Annotated in this window: 23 protein-coding genes and 1 tRNA gene; all 24 read right to left on the reverse strand. The window is 63.1% G+C overall.

All coding sequences use genetic code 11. The annotated features are described in order from the left end of the window. Positions 1-98: 98 nt before the first annotated feature. Positions 99-644, reverse strand: a complete 546-nt coding sequence (locus A9975_RS15860) for a glycoside hydrolase family 19 protein (protein ID WP_183033659.1) — start codon at positions 642-644, stop codon at positions 99-101. Next, positions 637-1,047 carry a hypothetical protein gene (locus A9975_RS15865; protein WP_220810781.1) on the reverse strand — a complete coding sequence of 137 codons (411 nt, stop codon included), beginning with the start codon at positions 1,045-1,047 and terminating at the stop codon, positions 637-639. Before A9975_RS15865 ends, A9975_RS15860 begins: the two co-directional genes overlap by 8 nt. Positions 1,048-1,135: 88 nt before the next feature. Continuing rightward, on the reverse strand, positions 1,136-2,218 hold the full coding sequence (locus A9975_RS15870; protein WP_183033661.1) for an acyltransferase: 1,083 nt from the start codon (positions 2,216-2,218) through the stop codon (positions 1,136-1,138). 262 nt (positions 2,219-2,480) lie between these two features. Next, entirely contained in the window at positions 2,481-3,113 is a 633-nt protein-coding gene (locus A9975_RS15875; RefSeq protein WP_183033662.1) for an NUDIX domain-containing protein, read from the reverse strand. A 52-nt stretch (positions 3,114-3,165) separates the two neighbouring features. Next, positions 3,166-3,474 (reverse strand): DUF2818 family protein, encoded by a 309-nt coding sequence (locus tag A9975_RS15880; protein WP_174426490.1) that lies wholly within the window; start codon positions 3,472-3,474, stop codon positions 3,166-3,168. 22 nt (positions 3,475-3,496) lie between these two features. Then, positions 3,497-4,972, reverse strand: a complete 1,476-nt coding sequence (gene nuoN, locus A9975_RS15885) for an NADH-quinone oxidoreductase subunit NuoN (RefSeq protein WP_183033664.1) — start codon at positions 4,970-4,972, stop codon at positions 3,497-3,499. An 18-nt stretch (positions 4,973-4,990) separates the two neighbouring features. Then, positions 4,991-6,457 (reverse strand): NADH-quinone oxidoreductase subunit M, encoded by a 1,467-nt coding sequence (locus A9975_RS15890; protein WP_183033666.1) that lies wholly within the window; start codon positions 6,455-6,457, stop codon positions 4,991-4,993. 13 nt (positions 6,458-6,470) lie between these two features. Further along, positions 6,471-8,570: an NADH-quinone oxidoreductase subunit L gene (nuoL, locus tag A9975_RS15895; RefSeq protein ID WP_183033668.1), complete on the reverse strand. Its 2,100-nt coding sequence runs from the start codon at positions 8,568-8,570 to the stop codon at positions 6,471-6,473. A gap of 59 nt (positions 8,571-8,629) precedes the next feature. After that, positions 8,630-8,935 (reverse strand): NADH-quinone oxidoreductase subunit NuoK, encoded by a 306-nt coding sequence (gene nuoK / locus A9975_RS15900; protein ID WP_006156828.1) that lies wholly within the window; start codon positions 8,933-8,935, stop codon positions 8,630-8,632. A gap of 16 nt (positions 8,936-8,951) precedes the next feature. Beyond that, the gene (locus A9975_RS15905) at positions 8,952-9,602 is read right to left on the reverse strand and encodes an NADH-quinone oxidoreductase subunit J (protein WP_150983751.1); all 651 of its coding nucleotides are present in this window, start codon (positions 9,600-9,602) and stop codon (positions 8,952-8,954) included. 143 nt (positions 9,603-9,745) lie between these two features. Further along, positions 9,746-10,237 (reverse strand): NADH-quinone oxidoreductase subunit NuoI, encoded by a 492-nt coding sequence (nuoI, locus tag A9975_RS15910; protein WP_006156830.1) that lies wholly within the window; start codon positions 10,235-10,237, stop codon positions 9,746-9,748. A 65-nt stretch (positions 10,238-10,302) separates the two neighbouring features. Further along, positions 10,303-11,367, reverse strand: coding sequence for an NADH-quinone oxidoreductase subunit NuoH (gene nuoH / locus A9975_RS15915; protein WP_043344744.1), 1,065 nt, complete (start codon positions 11,365-11,367; stop codon positions 10,303-10,305). 18 nt (positions 11,368-11,385) lie between these two features. Next, complete coding sequence (gene nuoG / locus A9975_RS15920) at positions 11,386-13,764, reverse strand: NADH-quinone oxidoreductase subunit NuoG (protein WP_183033670.1); 2,379 nt, start codon at positions 13,762-13,764, stop codon at positions 11,386-11,388. A 12-nt stretch (positions 13,765-13,776) separates the two neighbouring features. Continuing rightward, on the reverse strand, positions 13,777-15,072 hold the full coding sequence (gene nuoF, locus A9975_RS15925) for an NADH-quinone oxidoreductase subunit NuoF (RefSeq protein WP_043344740.1): 1,296 nt from the start codon (positions 15,070-15,072) through the stop codon (positions 13,777-13,779). A 1-nt stretch (position 15,073) separates the two neighbouring features. Further along, complete coding sequence (nuoE, locus tag A9975_RS15930) at positions 15,074-15,580, reverse strand: NADH-quinone oxidoreductase subunit NuoE (protein WP_006156834.1); 507 nt, start codon at positions 15,578-15,580, stop codon at positions 15,074-15,076. A 212-nt stretch (positions 15,581-15,792) separates the two neighbouring features. After that, on the reverse strand, positions 15,793-17,046 hold the full coding sequence (locus A9975_RS15935; RefSeq protein ID WP_006156835.1) for an NADH-quinone oxidoreductase subunit D: 1,254 nt from the start codon (positions 17,044-17,046) through the stop codon (positions 15,793-15,795). 9 nt (positions 17,047-17,055) lie between these two features. Further along, positions 17,056-17,655, reverse strand: coding sequence for an NADH-quinone oxidoreductase subunit C (locus A9975_RS15940; protein WP_174426495.1), 600 nt, complete (start codon positions 17,653-17,655; stop codon positions 17,056-17,058). 1 nt (position 17,656) lies between these two features. Continuing rightward, on the reverse strand, positions 17,657-18,139 hold the full coding sequence (locus tag A9975_RS15945) for an NADH-quinone oxidoreductase subunit B family protein (protein ID WP_006156837.1): 483 nt from the start codon (positions 18,137-18,139) through the stop codon (positions 17,657-17,659). 6 nt (positions 18,140-18,145) lie between these two features. Further along, a complete protein-coding gene (locus A9975_RS15950) occupies positions 18,146-18,505 on the reverse strand; it encodes an NADH-quinone oxidoreductase subunit A (protein ID WP_006156838.1) in 360 nt (119 codons plus the stop codon). 164 nt (positions 18,506-18,669) lie between these two features. Continuing rightward, positions 18,670-18,754, reverse strand: a tRNA-Leu gene (locus A9975_RS15955). 208 nt (positions 18,755-18,962) lie between these two features. Beyond that, complete coding sequence (secG, locus tag A9975_RS15960; protein WP_150983745.1) at positions 18,963-19,331, reverse strand: preprotein translocase subunit SecG; 369 nt, start codon at positions 19,329-19,331, stop codon at positions 18,963-18,965. A gap of 46 nt (positions 19,332-19,377) precedes the next feature. Beyond that, positions 19,378-20,115 (reverse strand): triose-phosphate isomerase, encoded by a 738-nt coding sequence (gene tpiA, locus A9975_RS15965; RefSeq protein ID WP_183033672.1) that lies wholly within the window; start codon positions 20,113-20,115, stop codon positions 19,378-19,380. A gap of 140 nt (positions 20,116-20,255) precedes the next feature. Continuing rightward, positions 20,256-21,260: an NAD(P)H-quinone oxidoreductase gene (locus A9975_RS15970; RefSeq protein WP_150983743.1), complete on the reverse strand. Its 1,005-nt coding sequence runs from the start codon at positions 21,258-21,260 to the stop codon at positions 20,256-20,258. 209 nt (positions 21,261-21,469) lie between these two features. After that, a complete protein-coding gene (gene pnp / locus A9975_RS15975) occupies positions 21,470-23,674 on the reverse strand; it encodes a polyribonucleotide nucleotidyltransferase (RefSeq protein WP_043344729.1) in 2,205 nt (734 codons plus the stop codon). Positions 23,675-23,694 lie beyond the last annotated feature (20 nt).

The following is a 23,694-nucleotide window of genomic DNA, read 5'->3' on the forward strand; positions in this document are numbered from 1 at the left end:
GGTGACAGCCATAGGGGCCTCAGAATACAAAAAACCGCCCGAAGGCGGCTGGAATGAGAAAAAAAATGGGTGTCTGGGGAAAAACCGCGACGGGGAGACTAGGTGCCCAGCACGGCCTTGGCCTTCGCCCAGAAGGCGCGCCGCTCGGCGATACCATTGATCCCGCCATTGATGGCCCGCGTCAGGCCGACGAAATCGCCGGCATCGGCAAAGCGGTTCAGGTTGTGGGTGTGCCAGTACCAGCCGGCAGACGCTGCCGCATGCACGGGCAGCTCGAGCAGCTCGGGCTGCGTCAGCAGGTCCAGGTGCAGCACGAAACCGCACAGCAGATAGTTCTTGCGGCCGGTGACCTGGATCAGCCCCCGCCCCATGAACCGCTTGCCGTCGCCGGGCTCGGTATTGCCCAAGTCCGCCCTGCCCTCGTAACGGCGCTGGGTCGGCGTCGGGCCCCAGATCTCGCGCAGCAGGCGCAACTGCCCTGACTCGTGCGCGACCTGGGCCAGGAACGCGGCCGCGCGCGTGGGCGTGTTGACCTCGAACTGCAGCATCGCGACGGCCAGCGGCGCAGCGAACGCGTCGGCGCGCGCGCCGGCCAGCGGCATGATGGCGCGCAACTGCGCGGCGGTGACCAGTGCATCAGCCATGATTTCCCCCCGTCACCGCGTCGCGCACTTCCCCCGCCACCTCGGCCAGGTCCTTGTCGCGCCGGCGCTCGATGAAATTGAACAGCCAGCGCACGATCGCCCATCCCGGCAGGCCGCAGGCAAAGACCACACCGAACAGCGCCACCAGGCCGATGTAGTCGTGCGTCCAGGCCTGCAGCCCGAACTTCTGCACGACGGCCGCGCCGCCGGCCACACTGGAAACGACGGTAGAGATCAGCCCTACCGCCCACTCTCTTGGGCTTCGTGGAGTCATCATCATCATCACTACGAGGGCGGCCAGGCCGGATGCGCCAGCGGCAACCGCCGCCGGGCCGCCGAAGGCTTTGAAGGCAGCAGCGCCCGCCGCGCCGGCTGCGGCGCTGCCGCTGATTGGTTCGGACATTTGTGACCCCGGAAAAGAAAAAGCCCGAAGGAAGCGGGCGCAAAAAAGCCGCCCGAGGGCGGCGTGGTGATAGTTCAGAGTCTCAGTATTAGGAGGCTGGCTGAAGCCCCTTGTCGCTACTTCGCAAACGGCGCAGCCCGGCCCCCACTAGGACGACCAGCATGTGGACGAGCGCGGCCATAGCCACCGTGGAAACAAGGTAGAAGGCATAGATCGCCCACAACGGCTGCTCGACGAATCCGAAGAAATGACGGTAGAAACCGACGAACGGCATGTGCACCAGGTAGATCTCAAAGCTGAGCTTGTTCAGCCAAGGAAATGACCACGGTAGCCGGGCTATCTGGTAGACACAGATGAAACCGCTGATGGCGATCAGCGGGTCGACCGCTGCGGCGCCGATGTTGTACAGGCTCATCAACGTAGCCGCGAGCCAAAGGACCAAACCAATCGGCCAACTCTTCCTCAGCCGACTTTCAAGCTTCTGGCGATCCTCGTGCAAAGCAATGCCGAAAAGGATACCGACGCAAAAAGACCCCATCACAAAGGAGATATACGTGAACGGCGTGAGTACACCAAGGTCCGGAGGGAACTTGAGCACAGCCGCCTGTATGCACGTTGTGACGACAAGCGCAAACACGCCAAGCTTCCTGCATAGAGCGAAGAACAACGGGAACGCCACGTACAAAACCACCAGGCTAAACAGGAACCAATGATGCGTGGAAAGGTAGGTGGTTCCGCCGATGTTCAGCAAAAACACGTTGGCGACCCACTCCTGGGCGCTCTTCGGCAACACATAGGGCACATCCCAGCTTCCTGCCCAGTGCATAGCGACTTGATAGATGAGGATTGCGCTAATGGTGACCCAGTATGGTAGGTAAATCCGCCATGCCCTGGCCACTATGAACTGCGTCCAACTCGGACGCTTCCTCATGCACGACAGAGCAAGCCCCAAGCCGCTTGCCGCGAAAAATAACTGATTCCCCTGCCAGCCCAACTCAAATGGGATGGACAGGAAGGCCTTGATGCTGGATAGGAAATGCAGCGGATCCGTAGTCCGCTTGTTGAAGAACAGCCAGAAATGGAAGGAGATCACCCCCAACATCGCCAGCAACTTGATGTTGTCGACCCAGAGGATCGGCCCGCCACCCCTGTTTTCACCCTGCAATGCCACGCGCCGTCCCCCGGACGTCTGATTTAATGGCGGAAGGATAGCGCACTTGCCGCCTTGACCGGCTATTTCTGGAAGACGGCGCGCAGCAACCGACTCATCCCTCTACGCCGGCGACGGCAGCGATTGCCTGATGAAGCCCGAAATCCCGTCATAGAACGCCTTCCATCTCGGGTCATCGGATTTCACCGTGCCAACGTTGGGTATCAATTGAGGATCCTGCGGACCGAGAAAGTACGAAACGACTATCCCCTGGCTCTCATCCTCAAACTGAACGTTGATTTCGTACATGATGTCCCCCCTCCCACACCCCCGACACCACCTTCTCCAGCCAAAACGCCCCAATGATCGTCTTCACATCGGTAATCCGCCCCGAGCGCACCCAATCAATCACCTGCCCCGCCGGCACGATAAACGTCTCGAGGAACTCGCCCTCATCGAGCTGTGCCGGCCCGGCGGTCAGGTCCCGTGCCAGGAAGATATCGATAAACTCGGTGGAATACGAAATGACGGGATGGATGCGCGTGAGGTAATCCCAACGCCGCGCGCTGTAGCCGGTTTCCTCCCGCAGCTCGCGCTCGCCGCAGCGTTGCGCGCCTTCCTGGGGATCCAGCTTGCCGGCAGGAAACTCCAGCATCACTTCGCCAACCGGATAGCGGTACTGCCGCTCCAGCAGCACGGTGCCATCGTCGAACAGCGGGATCATCATCACCGCGCCGGGATGCAGCACGTATTCCCGCCCGGCATGCTTGCCGTCGGGCAGCTTGACGATATCTTGCTTGAGAGTGAGGAATTTGCCTGTGTGCAGCGTGGCGGACGCCACGCACACTTCCTTCAGGCCTTGATCGCCGCCAGCGGCGATCTCGCTAGCGTCCAGCGTGTCAATCTTGTCGCTCATGAAAGCTCCGGGTCCGGACGCGGCCGGCCCGGGCGCCTTCGCTACCCGGCTGTCAAGCCGCGCGATGTTTGACGAGGTACTGCCAGGTGAAGCCCGGGAAGGCGAACACCAGCATCATGCAGGCGGTAATGGCGTAGAACTGCCAGCCCTGCGGGAAGGCGTTGCCCAGCCCCGCCTCCACGGCGAAGCCGGCCAGGCCTGCCGCCACATACCAGGTGATCAACTCAGCCAGCCTCATCCACAGCGGCTTCCTAGCGAAACGCAGCGGAATCAGCGCAAACAGCCGCTGGTTGATGAACGGCAGGTTGGCACAGACCAATGCCAACAAGATGACAAACCAGCCCGCCGCGGATGAACTCATATCGCTACGCCGCCGGGGTGCATCAGGACGCCAGCGTGGCGCGGATCGCCTGGTAGCACAGGTTCATCAGCGCCGCGGGGAACAGGCCCAGGGCGATGATGACCGCGCCGTTCAGCGTCAGCATCGAACGCAGGCCAAAGCTGGACTCCAGCTTGCGCTCGTCGGCCGGTGCATCGAAGTACATCAGCTTGACGATGCGCAGGTAGTAGAACGCGCCGATCAGCGAGAACAGCACAGCCACCACGGCCAGCCAGGTCATGCCGCTCTTGACCACGGCTTCGAGCACCGCCAGCTTGGCGTAGAAGCCCATGGTCGGCGGGATGCCGGCCAGCGAGAACATCATCACCAGCATCAGCAGCGCGTACCAGGGGTTCTTGCGCGACAGGCCCTTGAGGTCGTCCAGGGTCTCGGCTTCGAAATCCTTGCCGGCGCGCAGCAGCACGATACCGAAGGTGCCCAGCGTGGTCAGCACGTAGGTCACGGCATAGAACATCGACGAACCGTAGGCGCTGGCGGCGCCGTCGGCTTTGCCGTCGGCCACGCCGGACAGCAGGCCCAGCAGCAGGAAGCCCATGTGCGAGATGGTGGAGTAAGCCAGCATCCGCTTCAGGTTGGTCTGCACGATAGCGGTCAGGTTGCCGATGGCGAGAGACGCCACGGCCAGCACCATCAGCATGACTTGCCAGTCCACCGCCAGCGGCAGCAGGCCTTCCACCAGCAGGCGCAGCGCCATGGCGAACGCAGCCAGCTTGGGCGCGCCAGCGATCAGCAGCGTCACCGCCGTCGGCGAGCCTTGGTAGATGTCCGGGATCCACATGTGGAACGGTGCTGCGCCCATCTTGAACGCAATGCCGGCCACGATGAAGACCACGCCGAAGGCCAGCATGGTGGTGTTGACGCGGCCCGATTCCACCACTCGGAACACTTCCGCGAGGTTCAGCGAGCCGGTGGCGCCGTACAGCATGGACATGCCATACAGCAGGAAGCCCGAGGCCAGTGCGCCCAGCACGAAGTACTTGATGGCGGATTCGGAGGTCACGCGGTTGTCGCGGCGCAGGGCCACCAGCGCGTAGGATGCCAGCGACAGCAGTTCCAGGCCCAGGTACAGGGTCAGGAAGTTGTTGCCGGTGATCATCACGATCTGGCCGCCGAGCGTGAACAGCGCGAGCATGTAGAACTCGCCGCTGAACATATCGCGGTCCGCCAGGTAGCTACGGGTGTAGACCAGCGTGACGAACAGCGCTGCGGAAGCGAAAGCCGACAGCAAGTTGGCCATCGGGTCCACCACCACCAGGTTGGCGAAGGCGTAATGGGTCTCGCCGGCGACGCCGTTGATGCCGAACCACACGGTCAGCACCAGCGTGATCAGCAGCGACAGCGGATAGGCCACGCTGGTGCGGTTCTTGCCACGGGCAAGGTCGATCCAGTTGACCGCGGCGATCGCGATCGCCAGGAAAATGATTGGCGCCACAGGTGCCAATGTCGAGGACGGTTGCATGTTTGTTTCTCTCCCCGATTACAGCTTCGACTGCGCCACGTGCGACAGCAGGTTCACCACGGAAGCGTGCATCACATCGGTGAAGGGTTTCGGATACAGGCCCATATACAGGGTCATGATCGCCAGCAGGCCGAGCATGAAGAACTCGCGCTTGTTCAGGTCGACCAGCTCGGCCACGTGCTTGTGCACCACGTCGCCAAAGATCACGCGCTTGACCATCCACAGCGAATAGGCGGCGCCCAGGATCAGTGCCGTGGCTGCCAGCAGGCCGATCCAGAAATTGAACTTGACCGCGCCCAGGATGACCATGAACTCACCGACGAAACCCGAGGTGGCCGGCAGGCCGCAGTTGGCCATGGCGAAGAACACCGACAGCGCCGCGAACTTCGGCATGGTGTTCACCACACCGCCGTAATCGGCGATCTGGCGCGAGTGCACCCGGTCATACAGCACGCCGATGCAAAGGAACATGGCGCCCGAGATAAAGCCGTGGGAGATCATCTGGATGATGCCACCCTCGATGCCGATCTCATTGAAGATGAAGAAGCCCAGCGTGACGAAGCCCATGTGGGCGATCGACGAGTACGCCACCAGCTTCTTCATGTCGGCCTGCACCAGCGCGACCAGACCGATGTAGATGACGGCGATCAGCGAGATCGCGATGATGAAGCCGGACAGGCTATGGCTGGCGTCGGGTGCGATCGGCAGCGAGAAACGCAGGAAACCGTAGGCGCCCAGCTTCAGCATGATGGCAGCCAGCACCACCGAGCCGCCGGTCGGCGCCTCCACGTGGGCGTCAGGCAGCCAGGTGTGGACGGGCCACATCGGCACCTTCACGGCGAAGGCCATGAAGAAGGCAATGAACAGCGCGATCTGCTCGTTCATCGACAGCTTGGCCTGGTGCCATTCGAGGATCTCGAAAGTACCGGTCTTGCTGTACAGGTACAGCAGCGCAACCAGCGTCAGCAGCGAGCCGAGCAGCGTGTACAGGAAGAACTTGAAGGCCGCGTAGACACGGTTCGGGCCGCCCCACACACCGATGATGATGTACATCGGGATCAGCGTGGCTTCGAAGAACACGTAGAACAGCATGCCGTCGAGCGCGCAGAACACGCCGACCATCACGCCCGACAGGATCAGGAACGCAGCCATGTACTCGGCCACGCGCTCGGTGATCACCTCCCAGGCGGCGATCACCACGATCACCGTGATGAAGGCAGTCAGCACCACGAACCACATCGAGATGCCGTCGACACCCAGGTGGTAGTTGATGTTGAAGCGCTCGATCCAGCTCGACTTCTCGACGAACTGCATGGCCGCCGTGGAGCGGTCGAAGTGAAACACCAGAGGCAGCGTGACGATGAAGCTGGCGATGGAGCCGAACAGCGACATCCAGCGCACATAGCAGCGACTGCGGTCGGAACCCGAGGCTAGTATCAGCAGGCCAAAAAAGATCGGCAGCCAGATAGCGAAAGACAGAACCATTTTCTTGTTTTCCTTACTTGGTGCCCACTGTGGCGAACGAGGTGCCGAACACCGTCATCGTCAGCAGTACCAGCATGCCCAGGATCATGGCGAATGCGTAATGGTAGATATAGCCGGACTGCAGGTAGCGGCTCACCGAAGCGAACCAGCCGACCACACGTGCGGCACCGTTGACCACCAGGCCATCGATCAGCCCCTGGTCGCCGCCCTTCCACAGGCCGGTGCCAAGCAGACGTGCACCGCGGGCAAACACTGCCTCGTTGATGGCGTCCATGTAGTACTTGTTGTCGAGCAGCGTGTACAGGCCCGAGCAGCGTTGCTTGATCGCGGCAGGGATATCCGGGCGCTTCATGTAGAAGAACCAGGACAGCACCACACCCGAGATGGCCAGCCACAACACCGGCGTGGTCAGCGAATGCAGGCCCATCGCCACCCAGCCGTGGAAGGCTTCGGTCAGCTCCGCCATCGCGTGGTGGTTCTCGCCCACGTAGATCACGTTCTTGAAGGCCACGCCATTCTTGAAGAAGTCGCCGAACAGCATCGGGCCGATCGCGATCGCGCCGATCACCACCGACGGGATGGCCAGCAGCACCAGCGGCAGCGTGACGACCCACGGCGACTCGTGCGGCTTCTCGCCCGGAGCCAGGCCGTGATGATGGTCGGCCGTTGCCTCCTCATCGTCATGGTTGCCCGCGTGGTGTGCGTGGTGGTCTTCCTTGCCGAAACGCTCTTCGCCGTGGAACACCAGGAAGTACATGCGGAACGAGTAGAACGCCGTGACGAACACGCCGGCCAGCACCGCGAAGTAAGCGAAGCCCGAACCCGGGATATGCGACTCGGCCACGGCCTCGATAATCGAGTCCTTGGAGTAGAAGCCAGCAAAGAACGGCGTGCCGATCAGGGCCAGCGAGCCCACCAGCGAGGTGATCCAGGTAATCGGCATGTACTTGCGCAGGCCACCCATGTTGCGGATGTCCTGATCGTGGTGCATGCCGATGATGACCGAACCCGCGGCAAGGAACAGCAGTGCCTTGAAGAATGCGTGGGTCATCAGGTGGAACACGGCCACCGAGTATGCCGAGGCGCCCAGGGCGACGGTCATGTAGCCCAGCTGCGACAGCGTGGAGTAAGCCACCACGCGCTTGATGTCGTTCTGGATGATGCCCAGGAAGCCCATGAACAGCGCGGTAATGGCGCCGATCACCAGCACGAACGACAGCGCGGTGTCCGACAGCTCGAACAACGGCGACATGCGCGCGACCATGAAGATGCCGGCCGTCACCATGGTGGCGGCGTGGATCAGCGCGGAGATCGGGGTCGGGCCTTCCATCGAGTCGGGCAGCCACACGTGCAGCGGGAACTGCGCCGACTTGCCCATGGCGCCGATGAACAGGCAGATGCAGGCGACCGTGATCATCAACCAGTCGGTGCCCGGGAAGATCACCGTGGCAAGCTGGTCGCGCGCGGCGAAGACTTCGGTGTAGTTCATGCTGCCGCTGTAGGCCAGCAGCAGGCCGATGCCGAGGATGAAGCCGAAGTCACCCACACGGTTGACCAGGAACGCCTTCAGGTTGGCGAAGATGGCGGTCGGGCGGGTGTACCAGAAGCCGATCAGCAGGTACGACACCAAGCCCACAGCTTCCCAGCCGAAGAACAGCTGCAGGAAGTTGTTGCTCATCACCAGCATCAGCATCGAGAAGGTGAACAGCGAGATGTAGGCGAAGAAACGGTTGTAGCCGGGGTCTTCGCTCATGTAGCCGACGGTGTAGATGTGCACCATCAGCGAGACGAAGGTCACCACCACCATCATCATGGCGGTCAGTGAGTCGACCAGGAAGCCCACTTCCATCTTCAGGTCGCCGATCTTCATCCACTCGTACACCGTGGCGTTGAAACTCGCGCCGTTCATGACGTCCATCAGCACGATGATCGACAGCAGGCAGGAAATCGCCACGCCGAGAATCGTCACGGTGTGGGCCAGCGTGCGGCCGGCGCGTGTCTCCGAGGAGAACGTGCTGAAGAACTTGGTGCCGAACAGGCCGGCGATGGCTGCACCGGCGAGCGGTGCGAGCGGAATCGCCAGTAGCAGGTTGGGGTCGAGCGTGGTTGCCATAGGACGCTTAGTGGTGTGCGGTCGGAGAACGGTCTTGATTCATAACGTAGCGGCGCGGATCAGCCCTTGAGGGTGTCCATGTCGTCCACGTTGATCGTGTCCAGGTTGCGGAACAGCACGACCAGGATTGCAAGGCCGATTGCCGATTCGGCCGCAGCCACCGTGAGGATAAAGAAAACGAAAACCTGTCCTGCCAGGTCGCCCAGATAGTGCGAGAAGGCGACGAAGTTCATATTGACCGCAAGCAGCATCAGCTCGATCGCCATCAGCAGCACGATCACGTTCTTGCGGTTCAGGAAAATACCAACGATGCTGATGGCGAACAGGATCGCACCGAGCACGAGGAAATGGGCGAGAGAGAGCACAGCGTTTCTCCGGGCTTTAGTTCTTGTTGGCGGCAGCCGCGGCATCCGGGCTGGCTTGGGTGCCGGCACGGGCTTCGCTGGGCATCGAGACCAGGCGCACGCGGTCCTGGCGGCGGGTACGCAACTGCTCGCCCACGTCTTGCGACTTGTTGTCCTTGCGGCGGCGCAGCGTCAGCGCGACGGCGGCGATGATCGCCACCAGCAGGATGATGCCCGCCACTTCAAACGCGTAGATGTAGTCGGTGTAGATCAGCTTGCCGAGCGCGGCCGTGTTGGAGTAGTCCGGGCCCTGCGCCACGTTGTTCAGCGGCACCGTGGTGCCGATGAAGTTACGCACCAGCACGGTGGCCATCTCGCCGATGATCAGCGCGCCGACCACCGAGGCCAGCGGCACGTAGGTCCAGAAGTCCCGTCGCAGGTGCTCGATGTCGATATCGATCATCATCACCACGAACAGGAACAGCACCATCACGGCGCCCACGTACACCAGCACCAGCAGGATGGCGAGGAATTCGGCCTTCAGCAGCATCCAGATCGCGGCCGCCGTAAAAAACGACAGCACGAGGAACAGTGCGGAGTGCACCGGGTTCTTCGCGGTGATGACTTTCAGTGCGGAGAGCACCAGCACCAGCGCAAAGACATAGAAGATGGTGGTCGTGAGTTCCATGGTCCTCGTCGAGCCTTCCGGCACAAGCCACCCCCGGTGGCCTGCCCTTGCGGCATCCTTTTCGTTAGCCCCACACGGGGCCCGATTCACAATGCATTGGCAACGCCCGCCAGGTTCGGCGGGCATGCCCTGTAATGCGCTTATCAGCGGTACTTGGCGTCCGCAGCCTTGGCCGCGGCGATCTGCGGCTCGTAGCGGTCGCCCACTGCCAGCAGCATGTCCTTGGTGAAGTACAGGTCGCCGCGCTTCTCGCCGTGGTATTCAAGAATATGCGTCTCGACGATGGCGTCGACCGGGCAGGCTTCTTCGCAGAAGCCGCAAAAAATGCACTTTGTCAGGTCGATGTCATAGCGCGTGGTGCGGCGGGTGCCATCGGCGCGGGCATCGGACTCGATGGAGATGGCCACAGCCGGGCAAACCGCTTCACACAGCTTGCAGGCGATGCAGCGCTCTTCCCCGTTGGGGTAGCGGCGCAGCGCGTGCAGGCCGCGAAAACGCGGCGACATCGGCGTTTTCTCTTCGGGGAACTGGACCGTGATCTTGCGGGCGAAGAGATAGCGCCCGGTCAGAGCCATGCCCTTGAAGAGTTCCTTCAGGAGCAGGCTGTTGAAGAAGTCCTTGATGGCGAGCAGCATGACGATTGCTTCCTAATGATTCCGCAGGGCGCCGCCTGTCTTGGCTGCGCCCCTGCTTTGGCCGTTCAATGCCAGATATTCCAGGGCGACCGGATCCAGATCGCGACGATGACCAGCCAGCCCACCGTCAGCGGGATGAAGATCTTCCAGCCCAGGCGCATGATCTGGTCATAGCGGTAGCGCGGGAACGAAGCACGAATCCAGATAAACACCGACAGCAGCAAAAATACCTTGATCACCAGCCAGAAGAAGCCCGGGACCGCATTGGTGATGAAGCTCTCGAACGGCGGCGCCCAGCCTCCCAGGAACATCAACGCGGTCATCGTCGAGATGACGATCATGTTGATGTACTCAGCCAGGAAGAACAGCGCGAAACCCATGCCCGAGTACTCGATCATGTGGCCGGCAACGATTTCCGATTCGCCTTCCACCACGTCGAACGGGTGGCGGTTGGTTTCGGCCACGCCGGAGATGAAGTACACGCCGAACATGGGCAGCAGCGGCAGCCAGTTCCACGACAGTACGTTGATCCCCATGTTGGCGAAATAGCCGGTGTTCTGCGAGTTGACGATGGCCGACAGGTTCAGGCTGCCCGACACCATCAACACCGTCACCAGGGCAAAGCCCATGGCAATTTCATACGAGACCATCTGCGCCGCGGCGCGCATGGCGCCGATGAAGGCGTACTTGGAGTTGGAGGCCCAGCCGGCCAGGATCACGCCGTAGACGCCAACCGAGCTGATCGCCATCACGTACAGCAGGCCGGCGTTGACGTTGGCCATCACCACTTCGGCCTGGAACGGAATCACCGCCCAGATCGCCACGGCGGGCATCAGCACCATCAGCGGGGCAACCAGGTACATGCCCCGGCTGACCTGCGTGGGCATCATCACTTCCTTGAGCAGCAGCTTGAGCACGTCGGCGATCGGCTGCAGCAGGCCCAGCGGCCCGACCCGGTTCGGGCCGATACGCACGTGCATCCAGCCAATCAGCTTGCGCTCCCACAGGATCAGGTAGGCCACGCACAACAGCAGCGGCACCACTATGACCACGGCGCGAATCAGGATCCACAGCGGCGTCCAGGCGCCACCGAAGAGATTCTGTCCTTGCGAGGTAATCCAATCGATCATGTTTCTTTCTCGCTCTTCTTATGCCGTGGCCGCCGGCTCGGCCGCGCCCTTCGCGGTGGCGGCCAGGTCGATGGCTTTCTCTACGGTGACGGTGCCAAACGGTGCACCCAGCGTGGTCGCGGCAACGGTGCCGGCGGACACGCGCACGGTGCCGGCAGGCAACGCGGCTTCGAGGGCGGCCGGCAGCACCACGCTGCCCTGCCCTTGCGTCACACGCACCGGGTCGCCAGCCTGCACGCCCAGCGAGGCGAACAGGTCGGCCGACAGGCCGGCTTGCATGGCGCGGCGCGCGGCTGCGGACAGTTGCAGCGAATCGGCACGGCGCACGATCGGGTCGGCGTGGTAGATCGGCACATCGGCGATGCGTTCGATCCCGCCTGCCACCTGGGCAGTGACGCGGATGGCCGCGTCGGTGCCGTTGTTCAGTTGCGGTGCGACCGGCTTGGCCAGCACTTCATCGCGCACGCTTTCGGCGGTCTCGAAGTCGAAGCCAGGCACGTCCAGCAGGTTGCCCAGCACGCGCAGCACCTTCCAGCCCGGACGCGCATCGCCCAGCGCACGGACGACGCCGTTGAAGCTTTGCGGCAGGCCTTCGCAGTTCACGAACGTGCCCGCGGTTTCGGTGAACGGGGTCACCGGCAGGATCACGTCAGCATATTGCAGCGCCGCGTCCGAGCGGAACGCGGACAGCACCACCACGGTGCCGGCCTGAGCCAGCGCGGCCAGTGCCTGCGTCGGGTTGGCGGCATCGAACTCGGGCTCCGTGTTCAACAGCACGTAGGCACGGCGCGGCGTGTCGAACATGGCCTGCGCATTGGCGCCGCCGTTCTGCGGCAGCGCGCCGGCGATATAGCCACCGACGGTGTTTGCGGCTTCGGTCAGGAAGCCCAGCGTGGCACCGGTTTCCGTGGCGATCCACTGTGCCAGCGCATGCAGCGCGGCGAATTGCGGATGACGCACGGCCTCGTTGCCGAGGAACACCGCGCGGCGCTCGCCCGACAGCAGCGCATCGGCCACCAGCTTGGCCTTGTCGTCGCCATCGAAGCCATCGGTGCCCGCCGGAGCGGCCACGCCCTTGGCGGCGGCAACGGCACGGGCCACGCCGGCCAGGGCTGCGGTCCAGCCGGACGGCGCCACGTCAATGCGTGCGGCCAGCGGCATCAGCAGGTCCTCGGCGCTGGCGCCGAGCACGGCCACGCGGGCGCCCTTCTTGCCAGCCTGGCGCAGACGCGCGGCCAGCAAAGGATGATCCTTGCGCAGGGCGGAACCGATCACCAGCACGCGTTGCAGCGTGGAGACGTCGGCGATCGGCAGGCCGAGCCACGGCGCGCCCTTGATGGCAGCCGAGAAATCGGTCTGGCGCTGGCGGAAGTCGACGTTGTCGCTGCCCAGGCCACGCACCAGCTTGCCCAGCAGGTGGAGTTCTTCCAGCGTGCTGTGCGGGCTGGCCAGCGCGGCGATCTGGTCGGCGCCATGGTCGCGCTTGATGCTCGCGAGGCCATTGGCCACGTATTCCAGCGCGGTCTGCCAGTCGGTTTCCATCCATTCGCCGCCTTGCTTGACGAGCGGCTTGGTGAGACGGTCGGGGCTGTTCAGGCCTTCGTACGAGAAGCGGTCCTTGTCGGACAGCCAGCATTCGTTGACGGCTTCGTTGTCCAGCGGCAGCACGCGCATCACGCGCTGGTTCTTGGTCTGCACCACCAGGTTCGCGCCCAGGCCATCGTGCGGCGACACCGACTTGCGGCGTGCCAGTTCCCAGGTACGTGCCGAGTAGCGGAACGGCTTGCTGGTCAGCGCGCCGACCGGGCAGAGGTCGATCATGTTGCCGGACAGTTCCGAATCCACGGTCTGGCCGACGAAGGTCGTGATCTCGGAGTGCTCGCCACGGCCCAGCATGCCCAGCTCCATCACGCCGGCCACTTCCTGGCCAAAGCGCACGCAGCGGGTGCAGTGGATGCAGCGGCTCATCTCTTCCATGGAGATCAGCGGGCCCACGTTCTTGTGGAATACAACGCGCTTTTCTTCCTTGTAGCGCGACTCCGATGCACCGTAGCCCACCGCCAGATCCTGCAACTGGCACTCGCCGCCCTGATCGCAGATCGGGCAATCCAGCGGGTGGTTGATCAGCAGGAATTCCATCACCGACTTCTGGGCCTTGACTGCCTTCTCCGAATTGGTGAAGACCTTCATGCCAGGGGTGACCGGCGTGGCGCAGGCGGGCAGCGCCTTGGGCGCTTTCTCAACCTCAACCAGGCACATGCGGCAGTTCGCCGCGATGGACAATTTACGGTGGTAGCAGAAGTGCGGGATGTAGGTGCCCAACTGGCGGGCGGCTTCCATCACCAGGCTGCCTTCAGCAACCTCAACCTTCTTGCCGTCGATCTCGAGTTCAACCATGTTCTGCCACGCTTAAGAGTAGGCCGGAACCATGCACTGCTTGTGTTCGACGTGATATTCGAACTCTTTCCAGTAGTGCTTGAGCATGCCGCGGACCGGCATCGCTGCCGCATCACCAAGCGCGCAGATAGTGCGGCCCATGATGTTTTCAGCGACGTTATTGAGCAGGTCCAGATCTTCCTGGCGCCCTTCTCCGTGTTCGATACGATTCACCATGCGATAGAGCCAGCCTGTGCCTTCACGACACGGCGTGCACTGGCCGCACGATTCTTCAAAGTAGAAATACGACAGACGCAGCAGCGAGCGAACCATGCAGCGCGTCTCGTCCATCACGATCACCGCGCCCGAGCCCAGCATCGAGCCGGCCTTGGCGATCGAGTCATAATCCATGTCGGACGCCATCATCATGTCGCCCGGCACCACCGGGGCGGACGAGCCGCCCGGGATCACTGCCTTGATGCGCTTGCCGCCGCGCATGCCGCCGGCGAGTTCCAGCAGGGTCGCGAACGGCGTGCCCAGCGGGATCTCGTAGTTGCCGGGGCGCTCGACGTCACCGGAGATCGAGAAGATCTTGGAGCCGCCGTTGTTCGGCTTGCCCATCTTCAGGTAGTTTTCCGGCCCGATCGACAACAGGAACGGCACCGCGGCAAACGTTTCCGTGTTGTTGATGGTGGTCGGCTTGCCGTACAGGCCGAAGCTGGCCGGGAACGGCGGCTTGAAGCGCGGCTGGCCTTTCTTGCCTTCCAGCGATTCGAGCAGCGCGGTTTCCTCGCCACAGATGTAGGCGCCGTAGCCGTGGTGGGCGTGCAGCTGGAAGTCGAAGCCCGAGCCCAGGATGTTGTCACCCAGGAAGCCGGCGGCACGCGCCTCTTCGAGGGCTTGCTCGAAGATCTTGTACTCGTTCCAGATCTCGCCGTGGATGTAGTTGTAGCCCACGGTGATGCCCATCGCGTACGCACCGATGGCCATGCCTTCGATCAGCGCATGCGGGTTGTAGCGGATGATGTCGCGGTCCTTGAAGGTACCGGGCTCGCCCTCGTCGGTGTTGCAGACCAGGTATTTCTGGCCGGGGAACTGACGCGGCATGAAGCTCCACTTCAGGCCGGTGGGAAAGCCCGCGCCGCCACGGCCGCGCAGGCCCGAGGCCTTGACGTCCGCGATCACCTGCTCGGGCGTGATCTTCTCGGTCAGGATGCGCTTGAGCTGCTGGTAGCCACCGCGCTTGACGTAGTCGTCGAGGTGCCAGTTGCTGCCATCGAGGCCAGCCAGGATCAGCGGCTTGATATGACGGTCGTGCAGAGAGGTCATGTTACTTATCTCCCTTGGCTGCAGTGCTGCCGGCGGCCTTGAGCTCGTCGACGAGCGCGTCCAGCTTGGCGTCGCTCATATGGCTGCACATGCGTGTATTGTTGACGATCATCACCGGTGCGTCGCCGCAGGCACCCATGCACTCGCCTTCCTTGAGGGTGAAGGTGCCGCACGGGGTGGTTTCGTTGTAGCCGATCCCCAGCTTTTGCTTGAGGTAGTCGCCGGCACGTTCGCCGCCGGAGAGTGCGCACGGCAGGTTGGTGCAGACGGTCAGCTTGTACTTGCCGACCGGCTTGGTGTCGTACATGTTGTAGAAGGTTGCAACCTCCTCGACCCATACCGGCGGCATGTCGAGGTAGCTGGCAACAAACTGCATGACTTCCGGGGAGACCCAGCCCACTTCGCCCTGCGCCACGGCCAACGCCGCCATCACGGCCGACTGCTTCTGGTCAGCCGGATACTTGGCGATCGCGCGATCGATTTCCTTGAGAGCTTCTGCTGATAGCATGGTCGTTGCTGTAATACGCCGTGTCATTTGTGGATCTGCGCCGCCACATGGCGCGCATCCCACAGGTTTGCAGCCGTCGCTGCCGTTGCAGCCCGCATGTCAAAGGCATGCCGGGCTCACCGCGGGTTTCCCGTGACCGGACACGATCTTTTGTGGGTCCGTGCCAGGGGCGCCCGGATCGTCGTCCGGGGCCGGCGGCTCTTGTTAGCTCGTCAGCGGTCGATTTCGCCGAAGACGATGTCTTGCGTACCGATGATCGTTACCGCATCCGCAATCATGTGGCCCTTGGCCATTTCATCCAGCGCGGCCAGATGGGCAAAGCCCGGGGCACGGATCTTCAGGCGATACGGCTTGTTCGCACCGTCGGAGATGGCATAGATGCCGAACTCGCCCTTCGGGTGCTCCACTGCCGCATAAGTCTCGCCTTCGGGCACGTGAATGCCTTCGGTGAAGAGCTTGAAGTGGTGGATCAGCTCTTCCATGTTCGACTTCATGTCCACGCGCGACGGCGGTGCAACCTTATGGTTGTCGCTCATCACCGGGCCCGGATTGCGGCGCAGCCAGTCGATGCACTGCTTGATGATGTTGTTGGACTGGCGCATTTCTTCCACGCGCACCAGGTAGCGGGAGTAGCAATCGCCACCCACGCCCACCGGCACCTGGAAGTCCATGCGGTCGTACACTTCGTAGGGCTGCTTCTTGCGCAGGTCCCACTCGATGCCGGAGCCGCGCAGCATCGGGCCGGTAAAGCCCATCTGCAGCGCACGTTCGGGGCTCACCACGCCGATGCCGACCAGGCGTTGCTTCCAGATCCGGTTGTCCGTCAGCAGCGTCTCGTATTCGTCGACGTACTTCGGGAAGCGGTTGGTGAAGTCCTCGATGAAATCCAGCAGCGAGCCCGAACGCGCTTCGTTCATGGCCTTGATGGCGCGCTCGTTGTGGATCTTCGACGCCTTGTATTGCGGCATCGTGTCCGGCAGGTCGCGGTACACGCCGCCCGGACGGTAGTAGGCCGCGTGCATGCGCGCGCCCGACACCGCCTCGTACATGTCGAACATGTCTTCGCGTTCGCGGAAGGCGTACAGGAACACCGCCATCGCGCCCACGTCGAGCGCGTGCGAGCCGATCCACATCAGGTGGTTCAGCAAGCGCGTGATTTCGTCGAACATCACGCGGATGTATTGCGCACGGATCGGCACCTCGAGACCCAGCATCTTCTCGATGGCCATCACGTAGGCGTGCTCGTTGACCATCATCGACACATAGTCGAGGCGGTCCATGTACGGCACGCTCTGGATCCAGGTCTTCTGCTCGGCCAGCTTTTCGGTGGCACGGTGCAGCAGGCCGATATGGGGGTCGGCACGCTGGATGACTTCGCCGTCCAGCTCCAGCACAAGGCGCAGCACGCCGTGTGCCGCAGGGTGCTGCGGACCGAAGTTAAGGGTGTAATTCTTGATGTCTGCCATTGCGCGTTCTCAGTGCTGCAAGCCGCCGTAATTCTCTTCGCGGATCACGCGGGGCGTGACCTCGCGCGGCTCGATCGTGACGGGCTGATAGATCACCCGCTTTTGCTCGGGGTCGTAGCGCATCTCGACGTAGCCCGAGACCGGGAAATCCTTGCGGAACGGGTGGCCGACGAAACCGTAGTCGGTCAGCAGGCGGCGCAGGTCGTTGTGACCTTCGAACACGATGCCGTAGAAGTCGAACGCTTCGCGCTCGAACCAGTTCGCCGAGTTCCAGACGTCGGTCAGCGAGGGCACCACGGGCACGTCGTCGTCCGGCGCGAACACACGTACGCGCAGGCGCCAGTTATGCTTGATCGAGATCAGGTGCGTCACGGCCGCGAAACGGGGGCCGTCCCAGGCACCGTCGCCATAGGTGGAATAGTCGACGCCGCACACATCGAGCAGTTGCTCAAAATGCAGTGAGGGATCGTCGCGCAGCATCAGCGCGCTTTCCAGGTAGTCATCGGCCTTGACGATAAGGGTAATCTCGCCTAGCGCCTCTACCAGTTTCTGGATACGCTTGCCCAGTACCTTTTCGAGCGCGGCCTTCAGAGTATCGAGGTTCGACATGTCAGCCCTTGCGCGCGATGGTGTTGGTGCGACGGATCTTGTTCTGCAGCTGGATGATGCCGTAGATCAGCGCTTCCGCCGTCGGGGGGCAGCCAGGCACATAGATATCCACCGGCACGATCCGATCGCAACCACGCACCACCGAATACGAGTAGTGATAGTAGCCACCGCCATTTGCGCAGGAACCCATCGAGATCACCCAGCGCGGCTCTGCCATCTGGTCATAGACCTTGCGCAGCGCGGGGGCCATCTTGTTGCACAGCGTGCCGGCCACGATCATCACGTCCGACTGGCGCGGCGACGGGCGGAAAATCACGCCGAAGCGGTCCATGTCGTAGCGCGCGGCGCCGGCATGCATCATTTCCACAGCGCAGCACGCCAGGCCAAAGGTCATCGGCCAGAGCGACCCGGTGCGGGTCCAGTTGATCAGCTTGTCAGCGGTAGTCGTGACGAAGCCTTCATTGAGAACGCCTTCGATTGCCATATCACATCACTCCCAATCGAGCGCGCCCTTTTTCCAGATGTAGACGAAGCCCACGATGAATTCCAGCAGAAACACGCCCATGGCGAAGAAACCCGGCCAGCCGATATCCCGCAGGGCTACACCCCAGGGAAACAGGAAGGCGGTCTCGAGATCGAACAGGATAAAAAGAATAGCGATGAGGTAGTAGCGCACGTCGAACTTCATGCGCGCGTCCTCGAACGCTTCGAAGCCGCACTCGTACGGAGAGAGCTTCGCGGGATCAGGTTTGTTTGGACCGAGAATTCGGCCAATCGACATCAGTGCAATGCCGAGCACGACACCGAAGATGATGAAGATGAGGACGGGGAAGTAGGCTTCGAGATTCAAGGTACGGCCAGCCTTATCTGGAATGTTGTCAACAGCACCAGCGGTAAGCGGCGTCCTGTTGCCCACCCCAAGCGCCATTCCGTAGAAATTACGACGCCGCCTTGCGGACTGGCCGGGGCATACATCCGGGATGGTTTCCGGACGTATGCCCCGATCAAGTTGTTTGGTGCCGACGGCGAGACTCGAACTCGCACAGCTTTCGCCACTACCCCCTCAAGATAGCGTGTCTACCAATTTCACCACGTCGGCTGGGGGAGAAACAATATTGCCTCGCGCCGGGCTTTTCAGGGCCCTGGGTTTTTACACCCTTCGGAACTCTGGCTGGGATGCTACTTTATCCTGGCTGGAGCCCCGTCGCTGGGGGATCGTTTCAAGCCTTGTATTCTAACCTAGGATTCTTGTTTTGTTCAATGCACAACAGCAAAAATCTTCAAGAATAAGTCACAAGGCTCGTTGATTATTTCGGTACAGCAGGCGCAGAAGGATTCGAGGCCGCGGCAGCCGATGCAGCAGCAGGCGCCGAGGCCCCCGCCACCGCCGGTGCCACCGCGGGCGCGGAGCCCATCACGCCCAGCGAAGCTGCCGGCCGATAGTTGCCCATCAGCGTCAGGCTCAGCGTGCAGATGAAGAACAGCGTCGCCAGCACGGCGGTGGTACGCGACAGGAAGTTGGCCGAGCCGGTGGCGCCGAACAGGCTGCCCGAGGCCCCCGAGCCGAACGCCGCACCGACATCGGCGCCCTTGCCATGCTGCAGCAGCACCAGGCCAATCACGCCAAGCGCGGACAGTACCTGCGCCACTACCAACAAAGTTTTGAAAATTGCCATTTGGTTCGATTCGCTTGCCTGATCAGACCCTATGAGCGGCCGGCATTCAGGCGTTGCCGATCGCGAGGAAATCGTCCGACTTCAGCGAGGCGCCTCCGATAAGGCCCCCGTCGATGTCGGGCATGGAAAATAGTTCTGCCGCATTGTCCGGCTTCACGCTGCCGCCGTACAACATGGCCATGCGAGCGGCCACGCCTGCGTCGCGCGCCGCCACCTGGGCGCGCAGGAAAGCGTGCACGGCCTGGGCCTGCTCGCTGCTTGCGGTCTTGCCCGTGCCAATCGCCCACACCGGCTCATAGGCCAGCACGATGCGGCCGAGCTGCTCAAGCGACAGGGCCTCGAGCACGGCGCCAAGCTGACGGCCTACCACGGCCTCGGTCTCGCCTGCCTCGCGCTGCGCCAGGCTCTCGCCCACGCACACCACCGGCACAATGCCGAACTCCAGCGCGCGCACCGCCTTGGCCGCCACCGTGGCATCCGTCTCGCCATGGTAGCTGCGTCGCTCCGAATGCCCCACCAGGGCATACGAAACACCGAACTCAGCCAGCATGGAGGCCGCGACTTCGCCCGTGAAGGCACCGCGCGCCTCGGCGGACACGTCCTGCGCGCCCCAGGCCACCGCGGACCCTGCCAGCAACGCCTGGCACTGCGCAAGATACGGGAACGGCGCGCATACTGCCAGGCGCGCGCTTGCGGGCGCCGCCTTGATCGCTTCCAGCAAGGTCACATTGGCAGCCAGGCTGCCGTGCATCTTCCAGTTGCCGATAACGAGCTTTTGTCTCACAGGGCGCCCCTCTCAATCAAACCGGCTATTGTAGCGCGGGCCAAGGCCCTACGCCACAGAAGGGCCCCGAAATCGGCCCGGGGCGCGAGGCCCCGGACGCACCCGGCCATCAGCCCGCTATCGACCTGCTAGCAGCGGCATTACCAGGTCAGGACGATCTTGCCGATGTGCTCGCTGGACTCCATCAGGCGATGCGCATCGGCGGCCTGGGCGGCCGGGAAGGTCTGGTGGATCACCGGCTTGATCTTGCCCGCAGCCAGCAGCGGCCACACGTGCTGGTGCAGCGCCTGCGCGATCTCGCCCTTGAACGCCACCGGGCGGGGACGCAGCGTGGAGCCTGTCACGGTGATACGGCGGCGCAGGATATCGCCCAGCGGGATCTCGGCCTTGGCGCCGCCCAGCAGCGCGATGATCACAATGCGGCCATCGTCGGCGACGCAGGACAGTTCGCGCGCCAGATACGGGCCAGCCACCATGTCGAGGATGACATCTGCGCCACGGCCGCCGGTCAGGGCTTTCACCTCGGCGACAAAGTCCTCGGTCTTGTAGTTGATGGCACGGTCGGCGCCCAGTTCCTCGCAGGCACGGCACTTGTCAGCACTGCCGGCGGTGACGAAGACTTTATGGCCCAGGGCCTTGGCGATCTGGATGGCAGTCGTGCCGATGCCGCTCGAGCCGCCCTGGATCAGCAGGGTCTCATCCTTGCCCAGCGGGCCGCGGCCCAGGTAGCCGCGATCGAATACGTTGCTCCATACGGTGAAGAACGTCTCCGGCAGCGCGGCCGCCTCGACATCCGACAGGCTCTCCGGCACCGGCAGGCATTGCGCCGCGGGGGCCACGCACAACTCGGCGTAACCGCCGCCCTGCACCAGCGCGCACACGCGATCGCCCAGCTTCAGGCCGAAGCGGTTGTCGGGGTGCGCCAGGTCGCCGCCAGCGACCACGCCGGCCACTTCCAGGCCCGGCAGGTCGGACGCGCCGGGTGGCACCGGGTAGTTGCCGGTACGTTGGAATACGTCGGGACGGTTGATGCCGGCCGCGGCCACGCGGATCAGGATCTCGCCGGCCTTGGGCACCGGGTCGGGGCGTTGCGCCAGTTGCAGGACTTCGGGGGCGCCGTACTCGCGGATTTCGATGGCTTGCATTGCTGTTCCTTGCGGTTAGGGACCTCGCGCATGCGGCGGGCTCGCGCACGCATGGCGGGGGGATCAATCTGGGCACCCGCCATGCGGCGGGCCGAACAGCCGGGCCGCATGGGTTGGGACTGGCGGGAGTGTAAACAAAAAAGCGGCTGGACATCGCCAGCCGCTTTTTCTGCTACGGGTACCGTCGTGCTGCCGGCACCGTAAAACGCTTACTGCTGTTGCTGATCAGCCGAAGGCGTCGTCGGCGCTGCCGGTGCTGCCGGTGCTGCCGGAGCAGCCGGTGCTTCGCTGGTGTTGGCGATCGGGCTGATGCTGCCGCCCTCTTCGGCCAGCGCGGCCTTCAGGGACAGGCGCAGGCGGCCCTTCTCGTCAGCCTGGATCAGCTTGACGCGCACGTGTTGGCCTTCCTTGAGCCAGTCCTTGATGTCCTTGACGCGTTCGTTGACGATCTCGGAGATATGCAGCAGGCCATCCTTGCCCGGCAGGATGTTGACGATGGCGCCAAAGTCCAGCAGCTTGAGCACGGTGCCGGCGTAGATCTTGCCCACTTCGGCTTCCGCGGTGATGCCTTCGATGCGGCGCTTGGCTTCGGCCATGCCTTCGGTCGAGGTCGAGGCGATGGTGATGGTGCCGTCTTCCTGGATATCGATGGTGGTGCCGGTTTCCTTGGTCAGGGCCTGGATGGTCGAGCCGCCCTTGCCGATCACTTCGCGGATCTTGTCCGGATGGATCTTCATGGTGATCATGCGCGGTGCGTGCTCCGACAGCTCGGTGCGCGCATGGCCCATCGCGTCCTGCATCTTGCCCAGGATATGCAGGCGGCCTTCCTTGGCTTGCGCCAGCGCGACCTGCATGATTTCCTTGGTGATGCCCTGGACCTTGATGTCCATCTGCAGCGCGGTGATGCCGGTGTCGGTACCCGCGACCTTGAAGTCCATGTCGCCGAGGTGGTCCTCGTCGCCCAGGATGTCGGTCAGCACGGCGAACTTGTTGCCTTCCAGGATCAGGCCCATGGCCACGCCGGCCACGTGCGCCTTGATCGGAACGCCCGCGTCCATCAGCGCCAGGCAGCCGCCGCACACCGAAGCCATCGACGACGAGCCGTTGGATTCGGTGATTTCGGACACCAGGCGGATGGTGTAGGCGAATTCGTCATCCTTCGGCAGGACCGGGATCAGCGCGCGCTTGGCCAGGCGGCCGTGGCCGATTTCGCGGCGCTTGGGGCTGCCCACGCGACCGGTTTCGCCGGTGGCAAACGGAGGCATGTTGTAGTGGAGCATGAAGCGGTCGCGGTATTCGCCGGCGAGCGCGTCGATGATCTGCTCATCGCCCTTGGTGCCCAGCGTGGCAACCACCAGCGCCTGGGTTTCGCCACGGGTGAAGATGGCCGAGCCGTGAGCGCGCGGCAGCACCGACGAGCGGATCTCGATCGGGCGCACGGTGCGGGTGTCGCGGCCATCGATGCGCGGTTCGCCCGACAGCACCTGGCTGCGCACGATCTTGGCTTCGATGTCGAACAGCACGTTGCCCACTTCGACCTTGTCGGCTTCCACGCCGGCTTCGGCCAGCTTGGCCGCCACGGTGGCGTAGACTTCCTTGAGCTTTTGGCTGCGAGCCGACTTCTGGCGCAGCTGGTAGACGTCCTGCAGCAGCGGCAGGGCGATCTCGCCGACCTTGGCGATCAGCGCTTCGTTCTTCGGTGCAGCGGTCCAGTCCCACTCCGGCTTGCCGCCGTCGCGCACCAGGTCATGGATGGCATTGATGGCCGTCTGCATCTGCTCGTGGCCGTAGACTACGGCGCCCAGCATCACCTCTTCCGACAGTTGGCGGGCTTCCGATTCCACCATCAGCACGGCGCGCTCGGTACCGGCAACCACCAGGTCCAGTTCCGAAGCGGCGATCTGCGAACGGGTCGGGTTCAGCAGGTACTGGCCGTCCTTGTAGCCAACGCGCGCCGCGCCGACCGGGCCGCTGAACGGAATGCCCGACACTGCCAGGGCAGCCGAGGCACCGATCAGGGCGGGGATGTCAGCCGGGACTTCCGGGTTCAGCGACAGCACGTGGATGACCACTTGCACTTCGTTGTAGAAGCCTTCCGGGAACAGCGGGCGCAGCGGGCGGTCGATCAGGCGCGAGGTCAGCGTCTCGTTTTCCGACGGACGGCCTTCACGCTTGAAGAAGCCACCGGGGATCTTGCCGGCAGCGTAGGTCTTTTCGATGTAGTCGACGGTCAGCGGGAAGAAATCCTGGCCGGCCTTGGGCGACTTGGCAGCGACAACGGTGGCGAGCACCACGGTGTCTTCAATGTCGACGATCACGGCACCGCCAGCCTGGCGGGCAACCTCGCCGGTTTCCAGGCGCACCTTGTGCTGGCCCCACTGGAATTCCTTGACGATCTTGTTGAACATGGTCATGAGCGTTCCTTTTGTTCATG

It is taken from the genome of Cupriavidus sp. UME77, assembly GCF_014170355.1.
Classification (GTDB): Bacteria; Pseudomonadota; Gammaproteobacteria; order Burkholderiales; family Burkholderiaceae; genus Cupriavidus; species Cupriavidus basilensis.

Coding starts and splice junctions, on each gene's coding strand:
- A9975_RS15860 (WP_183033659.1), bottom strand. CDS start 644: ATGGCTGATGCACTGGTCACCGCCGCGCAGTTGCGCGCCATCATGCCG.
- A9975_RS15865 (WP_220810781.1), bottom strand. CDS start 1,047: ATGTCCGAACCAATCAGCGGCAGCGCCGCAGCCGGCGCGGCGGGCGCT.
- A9975_RS15875 (WP_183033662.1), bottom strand. CDS start 3,113: ATGAGCGACAAGATTGACACGCTGGACGCTAGCGAGATCGCCGCTGGC.
- A9975_RS15880 (WP_174426490.1), bottom strand. CDS start 3,474: ATGAGTTCATCCGCGGCGGGCTGGTTTGTCATCTTGTTGGCATTGGTC.
- nuoN (WP_183033664.1), bottom strand. CDS start 4,972: ATGCAACCGTCCTCGACATTGGCACCTGTGGCGCCAATCATTTTCCTG.
- A9975_RS15890 (WP_183033666.1), bottom strand. CDS start 6,457: ATGGTTCTGTCTTTCGCTATCTGGCTGCCGATCTTTTTTGGCCTGCTG.
- nuoL (WP_183033668.1), bottom strand. CDS start 8,570: ATGGCAACCACGCTCGACCCCAACCTGCTACTGGCGATTCCGCTCGCA.
- A9975_RS15905 (WP_150983751.1), bottom strand. CDS start 9,602: ATGGAACTCACGACCACCATCTTCTATGTCTTTGCGCTGGTGCTGGTG.
- nuoI (WP_006156830.1), bottom strand. CDS start 10,237: ATGCTGCTCGCCATCAAGGACTTCTTCAACAGCCTGCTCCTGAAGGAA.
- nuoH (WP_043344744.1), bottom strand. CDS start 11,367: ATGATCGATTGGATTACCTCGCAAGGACAGAATCTCTTCGGTGGCGCC.
- nuoG (WP_183033670.1), bottom strand. CDS start 13,764: ATGGTTGAACTCGAGATCGACGGCAAGAAGGTTGAGGTTGCTGAAGGC.
- nuoF (WP_043344740.1), bottom strand. CDS start 15,072: ATGACCTCTCTGCACGACCGTCATATCAAGCCGCTGATCCTGGCTGGC.
- nuoE (WP_006156834.1), bottom strand. CDS start 15,580: ATGCTATCAGCAGAAGCTCTCAAGGAAATCGATCGCGCGATCGCCAAG.
- A9975_RS15935 (WP_006156835.1), bottom strand. CDS start 17,046: ATGGCAGACATCAAGAATTACACCCTTAACTTCGGTCCGCAGCACCCT.
- A9975_RS15940 (WP_174426495.1), bottom strand. CDS start 17,655: ATGTCGAACCTCGATACTCTGAAGGCCGCGCTCGAAAAGGTACTGGGC.
- A9975_RS15945 (WP_006156837.1), bottom strand. CDS start 18,139: ATGGCAATCGAAGGCGTTCTCAATGAAGGCTTCGTCACGACTACCGCT.
- secG (WP_150983745.1), bottom strand. CDS start 19,331: ATGGCAATTTTCAAAACTTTGTTGGTAGTGGCGCAGGTACTGTCCGCG.
- A9975_RS15970 (WP_150983743.1), bottom strand. CDS start 21,260: ATGCAAGCCATCGAAATCCGCGAGTACGGCGCCCCCGAAGTCCTGCAA.
- pnp (WP_043344729.1), bottom strand. CDS start 23,674: ATGACCATGTTCAACAAGATCGTCAAGGAATTCCAGTGGGGCCAGCAC.